The 12596-nt window shown below is 72.9% G+C and carries 11 protein-coding genes; 5 read left to right on the top strand and 6 right to left on the bottom strand.

The features are described from left to right. Window positions 1-10 precede the first annotated feature (10 nt). The 4 genes from ACIRU3_RS33200 to ACIRU3_RS33185 all read right to left on the bottom strand — a co-directional run bounded on the left by ACIRU3_RS33200 (window position 11) and on the right by ACIRU3_RS33185 (window position 3290). The gene (locus ACIRU3_RS33200) at window positions 11-502 is read right to left on the bottom strand and encodes a roadblock/LC7 domain-containing protein (RefSeq protein WP_404064283.1); all 492 of its coding nucleotides are present in this window, start codon (window positions 500-502) and stop codon (window positions 11-13) included. Between the two features lie 31 nt (window positions 503-533). Then, a complete protein-coding gene (locus ACIRU3_RS33195; RefSeq protein ID WP_404064281.1) occupies window positions 534-1352 on the bottom strand; it encodes a transcriptional regulator in 819 nt (272 codons plus the stop codon). After that, window positions 1349-1738, bottom strand: a complete 390-nt coding sequence (locus ACIRU3_RS33190) for a hypothetical protein (protein ID WP_404064278.1) — start codon at window positions 1736-1738, stop codon at window positions 1349-1351. The genes ACIRU3_RS33195 and ACIRU3_RS33190 overlap by 4 nt, the downstream gene beginning before the upstream one ends. Window positions 1739-1916: 178 nt before the next feature. Then, entirely contained in the window at window positions 1917-3290 is a 1374-nt protein-coding gene (locus ACIRU3_RS33185) for a diaminopimelate decarboxylase (RefSeq protein WP_404064276.1), read from the bottom strand. A gap of 149 nt (window positions 3291-3439) precedes the next feature. Between ACIRU3_RS33185 and hutU the strand changes: the two genes are divergently transcribed. From hutU to hutI, 4 genes are all read left to right on the top strand, one after another. After that, window positions 3440-5104, top strand: coding sequence for a urocanate hydratase (hutU, locus tag ACIRU3_RS33180; protein ID WP_404064273.1), 1665 nt, complete (start codon window positions 3440-3442; stop codon window positions 5102-5104). A 212-nt stretch (window positions 5105-5316) separates the two neighbouring features. Then, window positions 5317-6519, top strand: a complete 1203-nt coding sequence (locus ACIRU3_RS33175) for an allantoate amidohydrolase (RefSeq protein WP_404064412.1) — start codon at window positions 5317-5319, stop codon at window positions 6517-6519. Continuing rightward, a complete protein-coding gene (locus tag ACIRU3_RS33170; RefSeq protein WP_404064409.1) occupies window positions 6510-7862 on the top strand; it encodes a formimidoylglutamate deiminase in 1353 nt (450 codons plus the stop codon). The genes ACIRU3_RS33175 and ACIRU3_RS33170 overlap by 10 nt, the downstream gene beginning before the upstream one ends. 38 nt (window positions 7863-7900) lie before the next feature. After that, window positions 7901-9112: an imidazolonepropionase gene (gene hutI, locus ACIRU3_RS33165; protein ID WP_404064270.1), complete on the top strand. Its 1212-nt coding sequence runs from the start codon at window positions 7901-7903 to the stop codon at window positions 9110-9112. Between the two features lie 144 nt (window positions 9113-9256). On the opposite strand, the gene ACIRU3_RS33160 is transcribed toward hutI, so the two are convergent. Together ACIRU3_RS33160 and ACIRU3_RS33155 are read right to left on the bottom strand one after the other, a co-directional pair. Then, complete coding sequence (locus tag ACIRU3_RS33160) at window positions 9257-10807, bottom strand: ricin-type beta-trefoil lectin domain protein (protein WP_404064268.1); 1551 nt, start codon at window positions 10805-10807, stop codon at window positions 9257-9259. A 208-nt stretch (window positions 10808-11015) separates the two neighbouring features. Then, window positions 11016-11921: an RNA polymerase sigma factor SigF gene (locus ACIRU3_RS33155; protein ID WP_404064265.1), complete on the bottom strand. Its 906-nt coding sequence runs from the start codon at window positions 11919-11921 to the stop codon at window positions 11016-11018. Window positions 11922-12166: 245 nt separating this feature from the next. On the opposite strand from ACIRU3_RS33155, the gene ACIRU3_RS33150 reads away from it, so the two are divergent. Beyond that, a complete protein-coding gene (locus ACIRU3_RS33150; protein ID WP_404064262.1) occupies window positions 12167-12544 on the top strand; it encodes an STAS domain-containing protein in 378 nt (125 codons plus the stop codon). The last annotated feature ends 52 nt before the right edge of the window (window positions 12545-12596 follow it).

Below are 12596 nucleotides of genomic sequence, written 5' to 3'. Positions count from 1 at the left end.
GATCGTCCTCTCAACTGTCGGTTGCGGTGCGCGCTTCGGTGGCCGTGCCCCGTGGCGCGCGTGTGGTGCGGGTACGTGCGGATGTGGTCGTGGGGGCCGGGCGTGCGGCCCGGGCGGCGGCCTCGGCGGCGTCGAGCAGCTCCCCGACGCGGGCGCCGGCCCGGCGGCCCTCCAGGTGCAGCCGGCCGACGTTGACCCGGTCCTGGGTGAGCAGTGTCAGGACGGCGGTGCGGCCGGCCGCGTAGGTGGCGACGTAGCCGTGCTCGCCGCGCACCAGCAGCTCCCGGAAGCCGCCGTTCCCGGTGGCGTCGGCCACCCGTACGGCCACGCCGAGCGCGGCGGCGGTGAGCGCCGCCAGGCCCTCCGGGTCGACGCCGGGGGTGTCGTGGGCGACGACGAGACCGTCGACGCCGGCCGCGAGGGCGCCGGTGAGCTGCGGCACGCGGGTCCGCAGCCGGCGCAGCTCGTCCTGGACGGCGCCGAGGTCCTGTTCGGACACCATCAGCTCTCTCCTCTCGGCGGGGCGGTGCCGTTCAAAGCGCCTCCAGCGCATTCCTGAGCCTCTTCAGCAGCGCGATGTCGGGGTCGGTGACCGTGAGCGGGGAAGCGGTGCGGGCCGGCGGCGGGGCGGGGGCCGTGGGCACCGGCCGGACGAGTCCGGCCGCCGCCAGCCGTCGTACGTCCACCAGCGTGTGGAACGCCTGTCTGCCCAGGTTGCGGGCGATCTCCGGGGCCGCGCGGACGCCGTCCACCCGGTCCAGGACCGCCCGCCGGCGGGGGGTGACCGGCGCCGCGGCGACCGGGTCGGCGCGGATCAGCGGGGCGGTGTCGGCCGCCGGGTCCGGCCAGAGGCGGTGCAGCAGCAGACGGCGGCGCAGCGTCTCGCGTTCCAGCGCGATGACCGGAACCGAGGGCAGCGGGCCGAGGCGGGGCGTGCTGTCGTAGCGGAAGCGGCCCGGAGCGCTGCTCGGCGACAGGGCGAAGTACCCGGCGTCGTAGAGCGCGTCCAGGTGGCACAGCTCCAGGGCGCCCTCGGGCAGCAGCCCGGCGTCCAGCAGCAGCCGGGCCGCGTCCGCCGGTCCGCCGGCCTGCCCGGCCGCCCGCTGCCAGGCGGCCGTGGCGAGGGTGCCGTGGGCCGTGAGGAGCACGTCGAGACCGGGGGCATGGGGGCTCTCGGCGTGCACCACCCGGCCCTCGGCGAGGTGCAGGGTGCCGTGCTCGCGGACGAGGACGCCGGTGGCCTGCTCCTCGGCGAGCCGCCGGAGCATCGGCGACAGCGCGCCCGCCGTACGGTCCCCTGCCGTGGGCTTGTCCCGCACCGGCAGCGGGGGAGGCGTTCCGACCATCGTCATCCCAGCACCAGCCGGGAGGCCATCTCGCCGAGCCGGATCCGGGCGAGGGCGAGGTTGCCCTCCTCGCGGCCGAGCCACAGGTGCAGGAAGACGCTGCTGTCGAAGGACGTGTCCACGAACCGCAGCAGGTGATAGCTGTCGCGGTTGCTGACGATCACGTCCTCGACGGGCGGGCGTCCGTCCCCGTCCTCCCCGGCCGCGAAGGCGCCGTGTTCGGCGGCCAGCCGGGCCAGCTCGGCGGCCTCGGCCGCGGTGGTCTCGTGGTCACCGCCGGGGGCGTCCCCGACGGTTCCGAGGGCCAGTCCGCTCGTCCAGTCCACCAGCGCGGCCCCCCGGGCACCGGGCAGCCGCATCGCTTCCAGTAGGCACTCGTCGATTCCGGGCACGCCGGCTCCCCTCCCCGCTGTACTCCGGTTGAGTGACAGGGACACTACGCAACGTGTGCGCGGGAGGTGAGGCCTTTGGCATTTTCCAGTGGAACATGCGTCCGGCGTACTAGTGTGGGTCAACTGACGACTGTTTCACGGCAGTTGATCCATTTGTTCGAGATGGAGCGGGGGCGTGTCAACGGCTCCCGGGCGCGTGCAGGGTGGTGAGCGCGTCCAAGTGCGCCCCTCCGGATTCGGCCACCACTTCCGCCACGGTCTGCGGCTCCCGCGCGGTCGCGAAGGTCACGCCTCCCGCTCCGTCCGGCGTGAAGCCGTAGATCCCGGGCCGGGTGAGGGAGTTGTAGGCGTAGTGGTGGGCGAAGTAGTACGCCCCCGTGTCCAGTGCTGCCGCATGGTCGCCCTGTTCCAGCAGGGGCAGTGTGCGCCCCTCGGCGAGCAGGTCGCCCGAGAAGCAGGCCGGGCCCGCCACGTCCTGCACCACCCCGGGGGCCGCCTTCGGCCGCCCCTTGGCGTCGTACGCGGCGATCCTCAGGGGCCATGCCTCCGGTGCGTACACGGTCCGTGTGGCCACCTGCACGCCCGCGTGCGTCACCGCGATCCGCCGCCCGCCGGAGCTCTTGGTGTACTCCACCTGAGCCACCACCGTGCCGTGCTTGGCCAGCAGCGACCGTCCGAACTCGGTCACGAGCCCGTACCGCCCGTCGAACAGCCCGGGTACCTCTTCGGCCAGCGCACGCGCGTACTGCGCGTACGTCGGTGACGTCGCCTCCGCCGTGAAGTCGACCGGCAGTCCGCCGCCGATGTCGAGCGTGTCGATCTGCGGCCGCCCGATCCGTGCGTTGATCTCCTCGGCGAGCGCGTACGTCTCCGCCACGCCCCGCGCCATCAGCGACAGCGGGATGCCCTGCGACCCGGTGTGGGAGTGCAGCCGGGTCAGCCACGGCCGGTCGGCGTAGGCCCGTACGACCCACTCCCGGGCACCCTCGTCGCGCAGGGCCACCCCGAACTTGGAGGTCTCCGTCGCCGTCGAGGTCGCCCCGATGCTGCCCCCGCCGATCTGCGGGTTGACCCGGATGCCGAGCGGGGAGCGGGTGGCTGCCGACCGGAGCAGTTCGTCGAGCCGGCTCAGCTCCTGCGGGTTGTCCGCGTTGACGGCGATGCCGAGCGCGAGCGCCTCGCGCAGCTCGGCCGGGGTCTTGGCGGGCGAGTCGAGCACCGTCCGGTCCGGCGGCAGCCCCGCCGCCCGCGCCAGTGCCAGCTCGCCCGGGCTCGCGACCTCCGCGCCGATGCCCTCCTCGTGCAGCAGCCGCAGCACCGGCACCAGCGGGCACGCCTTCACCGCGAAGGCGTGCAGCACCGGTGTCCCCGGCGCCGCGACCGCGTCGAACGCCGCGCGCAGGGCCGCCGCCGACTCCCTGATGCCGCTGACGTCCAGCAGTCCCACCACGGTGGCGTCCGGCCCCAGCAGTCCCTGCTCCACCGCGCCGCGCACCGCCTCGTCCCGCCGTGCGGCCCGCTCCCGGGCCTCGCTGTCGGTGTCCTGGTCCACGACCTGTCTCCTCCTGTCGGCCTTCCGGCATATTCACGTGGTTCCAGCCAAACACCCGCGCCGCGCGGACGCTGCACCGCCCATCTATTGACTAGTTCTATTCAGGGAGTCAGGATGTGAATAGAGGTAGCAACAGGAGGAGGCAGACGATGTCGGGACCCCGCCCCGTACGAGCACCGCGCGGCACGGAACTGAGCACCCTGGGATGGCAGCAGGAAGCCGCCCTGCGGATGCTGCAGAACAACCTCGACCCCGAGGTCGCCGAGCACCCCGACAAGCTCGTCGTCTACGGCGGCACCGGCAAGGCCGCCCGTGACTGGCGCTCCTTCGACGCGATGGTGCGCACGCTGCAGACCCTCAAGCAGGACGAGACCATGCTGGTCCAGTCCGGCCGCCCGGTCGGCGTGATGCAGACCCACGAGTGGGCCCCGCGCGTCCTCATCGCCAACTCCAACCTGGTCGGCGACTGGGCCAACTGGGAGGAGTTCCGCCGTCTGGAGGCCCTCGGCCTGACCATGTACGGCCAGATGACCGCCGGCTCCTGGATCTACATCGGCACCCAGGGCATCCTCCAGGGCACCTACGAGACCTTCGCCGCCGTCGCCGCGAAGAAGTTCGGCGGCACCCTCGCCGGGACCATCACCCTCACCGCCGGCCTCGGCGGCATGGGCGGCGCCCAGCCCCTCGCCGTGACCATGAACGACGGCGTCGCCCTCTGTATCGACTGCGACCCGCGCGCCATCGACCGCCGCATCGAGCACCGGTACCTGGACGTCAAGGCCGACAACCTCGACCACGCGCTCCAGCTGGCCACCGAGGCTCGCGACGCCCGCCGCCCGCTCTCCATCGGCGTCCTCGGCAACGCGGCCGAGCTGGTCCCGCAGCTGCTCGCGATGAACGCGCCGATCGACATCGTCACCGACCAGACCTCCGCCCACGACCCGCTGGCCTACCTGCCGGTGGGTGTCGCCTTCGAGGACATGGCCGACGCCGCCGCCAAGGACCCGGCCGGTTTCACCACCCGCGCCCGCGAGTCGATGGCCAAGCACGTCGAGGCCATGGTCGGCTTCATGGACGCCGGCGCCGAGGTCTTCGACTACGGCAACTCCATCCGCGGCGAGGCCCAGCTGGCCGGGTACGACCGCGCGTTCGCCTTCCCCGGCTTCGTCCCCGCCTACATCCGTCCCCTGTTCTGCGAGGGCAAGGGCCCGTTCCGCTGGGCCGCCCTGTCCGGCGACCCCGCCGACATCGCCAAGACCGACAAGGCGATGCTCGACCTCTTCCCGGAGAACGAGTCCCTGGCCCGCTGGATCAAGATGGCCGGCGAGCGCGTCCACTTCCAGGGCCTGCCCGCCCGTATCTGCTGGCTCGGCTACGGCGAGCGCGACAAGGCCGGCGAGCGCTTCAACGACATGGTGGCCTCCGGTGAGCTGGCGGCCCCGCTGGCCATCGGCCGCGACCACCTGGACTGCGGCTCCGTCGCCTCCCCGTACCGCGAGACCGAGGCCATGCTCGACGGCTCCGACGCGATCGCCGACTGGCCGCTGCTGAACGCCATGGTCAACGTGGCCTCCGGTGCCTCCTGGGTGTCCCTCCACCACGGCGGCGGCGTCGGCATGGGCCGCTCCATCCACGCCGGCCAGGTCACGGTGGCCGACGGCACGAAGCTGGCCGGTGAGAAGATCCGCCGTGTCCTCACCAACGACCCCGGCATGGGTGTCATCCGGCACGTGGACGCCGGGTACGACATCGCGGAGTCCGTTGCGCAGGAGCGCGGGGTCCGGGTGCCCATGCGCGAGGGTGACGACGCGTGAGCCAGGATCAGGTCGGGCACGGCACCTCTCCGGCGGGGACCGAGGTCCCCTCGCCGGGTACGGGTCCGGCCGTGCCCGCCCGCCCCCAGTCTCGGCCTCGCCCGACCGGGGGGACCCCCGTCGCCCTGCCGAACGACGGCACGCAGCCTGTGCGGCCCGCGGGTACCGGTGCCGCCCCGGAGCCCGGACGGACCGCGCCGTCCTTCCACGAGATGTGGCGCGAGCTGCTTCCCATCGGCCGGCACCCCGACTCCCGCGGCTACCGCCGCTACGCCTGGACCGGTGCCGATGCCGAGTGCCGGGCCTGGTTCCAGGAGCAGGCCGAGGCACGCGGGCTCACCCACGAGGTCGACCGGAACGGGAACCAGTGGGCCTGGCTCGGGGACCCGACCGCCGGGGACGCCGTCGTCACCGGGTCGCATCTGGACTCGGTGCCGGACGGCGGTGCCTTCGACGGGCCCCTCGGTGTCGTCTCCTCCTTCGCCGCCCTCGACGAACTGCGCAGCAGGAACGTGCGGTTCACCAAGCCCCTTGCCATCGTCAACTTCGGTGACGAGGAGGGCGCCCGGTTCGGGCTCGCCTGTGTCGGCTCCCGGCTCACCGCCGGGCAGCTGACCGTCGAGCAGGCCCGCCGGCTCACCGACGGCGAGGGCATCAGCCTCCCGCGGGCCATGGAGGCCGCCGGATACGACCCCGACGCCATCGGGGCCGACCCGGAACGGCTGGCCCGTATCGGCGCCTTCGTCGAGCTGCACGTCGAACAGGGTCGCGCGCTGGACCTGTCCGGCGACCGGGTCGGCATCGCCAGCGCCATCTGGCCGCACGGCCGCTGGCGCTTCGACTTCCGCGGCGAGGCCAACCACGCGGGCACCACCCGGCTGGTCGACCGGCGCGACCCGATGCTGTCGTACGCCGAGACCGTGCTCGCCGCCCGCCGGGAGGCCGAACTCGCCGGTGCCGTGGCCACCTTCGGCAAGATCTCCGTCGAGCCGAACGGCGTCAACGCCATCCCCTCCCTGGTGCGCGGCTGGCTCGATTCCCGCGCCGCCGACCAGGAGAGCCTGGACACGGTCGTCGGCGGCATCGAGAAGGCCGCGCGGGAGTACGCGGACGCCCACGGCATCGACCTCGACATCGTCCGGGAGTCCTTCACCCCGGTCGTCGAGTTCGACCACGCGCTGCGCGACGAACTCGGCCGCGTCCTGGGCGCGGAAACCGGTCTGAAGGTGCCCGTCCTGGGAACCGGTGCCGGACACGACGCCGGAATCCTCTCCGGGAGCATTCCGACCGCCATGCTGTTCGTGCGCAACCCCACGGGTGTCTCGCACTCCCCTGCCGAGTTCGCGGCCGAGGACGACTGCGTGGCCGGGGTGAGCGCCCTCGCCGACGTACTGGAAGGGCTGGCCTGCACGTGACGACGCAGACGACGCGGACGTACTGGCTGGAGCACGCCTGGCTCGGCACCCACGTCGAGCCGGGCGTGGCCGTCGAGGTGGCGGACGGCCGGATCACCGCCGTCCGCACCGGCGTACCCACCCCGCCGCCCGGAGCCGAGATCCTGCGCGGGCTGACCCTGCCCGGCCTGGCGAACGCCCACTCCCACGCCTTCCACCGGGCGCTGCGCGGCACGGTCCAGGTCGGCAGCGGCACCTTCTGGACCTGGCGCGAGGTGATGTACTCCGTCGCCGACCACCTGACCCCGGAGACCTACCACGCCCTCGCCCGCGCGGTGTACGCCGAAATGGCACTGGCCGGCATCACCTGCGTCGGCGAGTTCCACTACGTGCACCACGCCCCCGGGGGCACCCGCTACGCCGACCCCAACGCGATGGGCGAGGCGCTGATCGCGGCCGCCGCCGATGCCGGTATCCGCATCACCCTGCTGGACACCGCCTATCTCTCCTCCGGCTTCGGCGAGCCGCCCAGCACCCACCAGCTGCGCTTCTCCGACGGCAGCGCGGAGGCCTGGGCCGAACGCTGTGCAGTTCTCAAGGAACGGGATCACGCGCGGATCGGGGCGGCGATCCACTCCGTACGGGCCGTGCCCGCCGGTCAGTTGGCGACCGTGGCGCGATGGGCCGAGGAGCGGCGGGCCCCGCTGCATGTGCACCTCTCGGAGCAGACCGCCGAGAACGACGCCTGCCGGGCGGCGCACGGCTGCACCCCCACCCGGCTGCTCGCCGACCACGGAGTCCTCGGGCCGCGCACCACCGGTGTGCACAACACCCATCTCACCGACGAGGACATCGCCCTGCTCGGCGGCTCAGGCACCGGCACCTGCATGTGCCCGACGACCGAACGCGATCTGGCGGACGGCATCGGCCCCGCCGTCGCCCTGCAGCGGGCGGGCTCCCCGCTCTCCCTCGGCTCCGACAGCCACGCCGTCATCGACCTGCTCGAAGAGGCGCGCGCGATGGAGCTGAACGAGCGGCTGCGCACCCGCACCCGGGGCCACTGGACCGCCGCCGCGCTGCTGCGGGCCGCCACCACCGACGGCCACGCCGCCCTCGGCTGGGAGGAGGCCGGTGCCATCGAGCCCGGTGCGCTCGCCGATCTGACGACGGTCGCCCTCGACTCGGTCAGGACGGCCGGTCCGCTGCCCAGGCTGGGCGCCGAGACGGCCGTATTCGCGGCGGGTGCGGCGGACGTGCGGCACACGATCGTGGGCGGCCGTGCCGTCGTACGGGACGGCGTCCACGCGCTCGTGCCGGACGTGCCGTCGGCACTGGCGGACGCGATCGAAGCCCTGCGCGGCTGACCACCGCCGAATACCATCCGGCCACCCTTGAGGACGTCATGAGCAGCAGCACCGTCATCACCAACATCGCCACGCTGGTCACCAACGACCCCTCCCTCGGATGGGGGTCCCCCCGCTCGAGCAAGTTCGAGAGCGGGGGAGGATCCGCCCTCGGTCTGATTCAGGACGCGGCCGTCGTCATCGACGGCGACCGCATCGCGTGGACCGGTGAATCCAGCAAAGCACCCGCCACCGACAACCGGGTCGACGCGGGCGGCCGGGCGGTGCTGCCCGGCTTCGTGGACTCCCACTCCCACCTGGTCTTCGCCGGCGACCGCACGCAGGAGTTCAACGCCCGCATGTCCGGCCGCTCCTACACCGCGGGCGGCATCCGTACCACGGTCGCGGCCACCCGCGCCGCGACCGACGCGGAACTGGAGGCGAACCTCACCCACTACCTGGCGGAGGCACTCCGCCAGGGCACCACCACCTTCGAGACGAAGTCGGGCTACGGCCTGACGGTCGAGGACGAGTCCCGCGCCCTGCGCATCGCGGCCCGCCACACCGACGAGGTGACGTACCTCGGCGCCCACATCGTCTCCCCCGACTACGCCGACGACCCGGCGGCCTATGTCGCCCTGGTCACCGGCGAGATGCTGGACGCCTGCGCGCCCCACGCCCGCTGGGTCGACGTCTTCTGTGAGAAGGGCGCCTTCGACGGCGACCAGGCGCGGGCGATCCTCACCGCGGGCCGGGCGAAGGGCCTGCACCCGCGTGTCCACGCCAACCAGCTCTCCTACGGCCCCGGTGTCCAACTGGCCGTCGAGCTGGACGCGGCGAGCGCCGACCACTGCACCCACCTCACGGACGCGGACGTCGACGCCCTGGCCAACGGCAACACCGTGGCCACGCTGCTTCCCGGTGCCGAGTTCTCCACCCGCGCGGAGTGGCCGGACGCCCGCCGCCTCCTGGACGCGGGCGCGACGGTCGCCCTCTCCACGGACTGCAACCCCGGCTCGTCCTTCACCTCCTCCGTTCCGTTCTGCATCGCCCTGGCCGTCCGGGACATGCGGATGACACCGGACGAGGCGGTCTGGTCGGCCACCGCGGGCGGCGCGGCGGCCCTGCGCCGCACCGACATCGGCCGCCTCACCCCCGGCGCCCGCGCCGACCTGACCCTGCTGGACGCCCCGAGCCACGTCCACCTGGCCTACCGGCCGGGCGTCCCGCTGGTCGGCGCGGTCTGGCGGAGGGGCGAGCAGGTCGTGTGACCGGGCAGGCCGGGACCGTGTCCAGGCGGCCCCGGCCCGCCGTCGCTGCTCCGGGACCGTGTTCAGGCGGCCCCGGCCCGCCGTCGCTGCTCCGGGACCGTGTTCAGGCGGCCCCGGCCCGCCGTCGCTGCTCCGGGATCGCGTTCAGGAGGTCCCGGCCCGCCACCGCTGCCCCGGCCCCCCGTTCAACGGCTCCAGCCCCACCCCGTCCCCGCCCTCCGGAGTCACCGCCGTCTCGATGGCGATCGCCGGGCGGATCGTGCCGTCGGGGTCGACGGTGAAGCGCAGGTTCTGGCCGTTGCTGCCGTACACCGAGTCGCAGCCCCAGATGCCCACGCCCCGGTCGGTCGAGCCGCGGCTGTCCAGGCAGAACTCGGAGTCGGCGGCCGAGCGGAGTACGCCCAGGTAGGTGTCGACGCGCCAGCGCTGGCTGGAGGAGGAGTCGCAGGGCGCCGTGATGACGTCGTTGCCCTGCGAGAGGTCGCCGTCGCGGATGTCCAGGCAGCGGCCCGTCGCCACGTTCACCACCGGGGCGTAGGCGCTGCCCGGGGGCGAGGGCGTGAGGGACGGGCTCGGTGTGCGGCGGGGGTGCGGGGACGCGGTCGGGCGGTGTGAAGTCTTCGTCGGAGAAGGCGACTTGGTCGTGCGCGAAGGAGTCGGAGAAGGAGAAGGGGAGGGGGAGGCGGAGACCGTCGCCGTCACCGTCACTGCCGGGGGCCGGGGCGTCGCCGCCGTCGGCTGCCGGCCGGGTTCGTCGGTCGAGGACAGCAGGAACACCAGCAGCGGGGCCAGGGCCACGCCCAGGGCCGCCGACGCCAGCAGGTAGCGGCGCCGGGGCGGCCAACTCCCGTGGACCGCGGCCGGCCCGGGTGCCGGGACCGGCTCGTCGGCGCGTATGTACGACGTTCCGGCCCAGGGCAGCAGGCCCTCCGCCAGAGCCTGCCTCGGGGTGTCCCGCAGTGCGCTCAGATCCTCGAAGGCGGCCGTGCAGTGCGGGCAGTGGGTCCTGTGGGCGTCCAGGTCGGCGCTGTACCGGGGGCCCTCGCGGCGCACCGCCTCCTCGATCAGACGGCGGAAGTCGGCGCAACGCGGATCGTCGGAGGCCGCCAGACGGTGTCTCAGACAGGTCTGGGCCAGGGCCTTGAGAGCAGGCGGCGTGCCATGGGCGACGTCGGCGCGGCTCAGACCGAGGAAGGCGGCGGTGCGCTCCACGGGTTCCGCTTCGAGGACGCCGTACCAGATCAGGCCCTGGGTACGCGGAGGGAGCGTCTGGAACGCCGGGAGCAGGGGAGGGGTCGGGCCCTCGGGCAAGCCGCCGGAGTTCAGCACCAGGAGGAGGGCGGGATCCACCCCCGCCGACCGCTCGTCGGTCGCCCAGCCGGCCGCCAAGCGCGCCGTGAGGAGCAGGAGTTGATGGCGCAGCGGGACGCTCGGCTCCCTGCCGCGGGCCGTCTCGCGGGCCGTCGTGGTGAAGGCCTCCGCCGCCAGCCGGTGTGCGGCGGACTCGCTCGCGGCGCACAGGCGGGCGTAGCCGAGGACCGCCGGGTGGTGCCGGCGGCGCAGCTCCTGCAGGGCCGGGTAGGCCGTCGGGGTGGGGGTGCGCAGCAGTTCCGTCAGCCGCGCGTCCGGAACGTCCGCGTGTTCCGTGCCCTCGTGCTCCGCGCCCGCCTCGGCCCGGTCGCCGCCCTGAGCCATTCCGTACCCTCCGTCCCCGTGGTCACTGGCGTACCCGCCGGTACGGGGGCCCATCGTGGTGGAGGGGTGCGGTTCGGGAAAGAGGTTTCCCCGGGTAACCGCGTAACGGTTGGGCTCCCGGGCACCGGCCGCTCGGGACATCGGTGCCCGGACACGGCGAAGCGGCCCGGCATGGTCGGCCGAGCCGCCTCACACGCGTGTCGGAGGGTCACTCCTCCAGGGTCAGCCCCTTGCGCAGCCGCACGAGGGTCCGCGACAGCAGCCGGGAGACATGCATCTGGGAGATGCCGAGTTCGTCGCCGATCTCCGACTGGGTCATGCCCGCGACGAAGCGCAGCGAGAGGATCTTCCGGTCCCGGGGCGGGAGTTCGGCGATCAGCGGCTTCAGCGACTCGACGTACTCGATGCCTTCGAGCCCGTGGTCCTCGTACCCGATGCGGTCCGCGAGCGCGCCCTCGGAGTCGTCCTCCTCGGGCTGGGCGTCCAGCGAGGAGGCGGTGTAGGCGTTCGAGGCGGCCATGCCCTCGACGACCTCGTCGTTGGAGAGGCCGAGGCGCTCGGCGAGTTCCGTGACCGTGGGGGCGCGGTCCAGCTGCTGGGCCAGCTCGTCCCCGGCCTTGGCCAGGTCGAGCCGCAGCTCCTGCAGCCTGCGCGGTACGCGCACGGACCACGAGGTGTCACGGAAGAAGCGCTTGATCTCGCCGATGATGGTCGGCATCGCGAAGGTGGGGAACTCCACACCGCGGGTGAGCTCGAACCGGTCGATCGCCTTGATCAGTCCGATCGTGCCGACCTGGACGATGTCCTCCATCGGTTCGCTGCGGGAGCGGAAGCGTGAGGCGGCGAACTTGACGAGTGCGAGGTTCAGCTCGACGAGGGTGTTGCGGACGTACGAGTACTCGTACGTCCCTTCCTCCAGCGACTCGAGCCGCTCGAAGAGCGTCTTGGACAGGGCCCGCGCGTCGACCGGGCCGACCTCGTCGAAGGGGGGGATCTCCGGAAGTCCCTCGAGGGGGTCGAGGGTGTCGACGGGATCGATGGGATGATCCAGTTGTTCCGGTGGGGGTGTCGACGTCGCCATACGGGTATGGGATCCGTCGAGCCGGGCTGACATGGGTGTCCTCCATCGTTCTCGGCATATGGCTGCCGAAGCCAGTACGTGCACTGCGGTGTGCGGCGCCTCCGAAGCCGGCGTGTAGGGATGTGTGTCGTACTAGCCCTACCTGCTACCCCGAGACGATCGCAAGTACGTTCCGTAGCGATATGTCCCACTATGTGAGCTTGTTCGGGTGTCGGAGTGCGCAGGGAAGGCGTAATGTTCGAGGGCATCAGCAGCCACGACCTCGGGAGAGAGACGGCATGGACCACGGGACGGTCGGCAGCGCACAGTCGGGCCGGCTTCTGGTGGAGGTGCGGGAAGCGGGCTCCAGCGCCGTAGTGACACCGGCGGGTGAGCTCGATCACCACACCGCCGATCTGCTGCGCGAGCCACTCGACGACCTCCTGGGAAAAGGGTTCTCACGGCTCGTGGTGGACTGCTCACGGCTGGAGTTCTGCGACTCCACCGGTCTGAACGTGCTGCTGGGCGCCCGGCTGAAGGCCGAGGCCGCCGGCGGCGGAGTGCACCTGGCGGGGATGCTCCCGGTGGTCGCCCGTGTGTTCGAGATCACCGGAGCCGAGGCGGTCTTCACCGTCCATGACTCCCTGGATGCCGCACTCGCCGGCGAGACCGACTGAACCCGTGCCCCGGCCGCCCCTCGGGGGTGGTGTCGCGTGTCGCACAGGCCAT

This window comes from Streptomyces sp. NPDC101151 (assembly GCF_044768335.1).
GTDB lineage: Bacteria > Actinomycetota > Actinomycetes > Streptomycetales > Streptomycetaceae > Streptomyces.
This window is presented reverse-complemented; position numbering and strand designations above follow the sequence as displayed.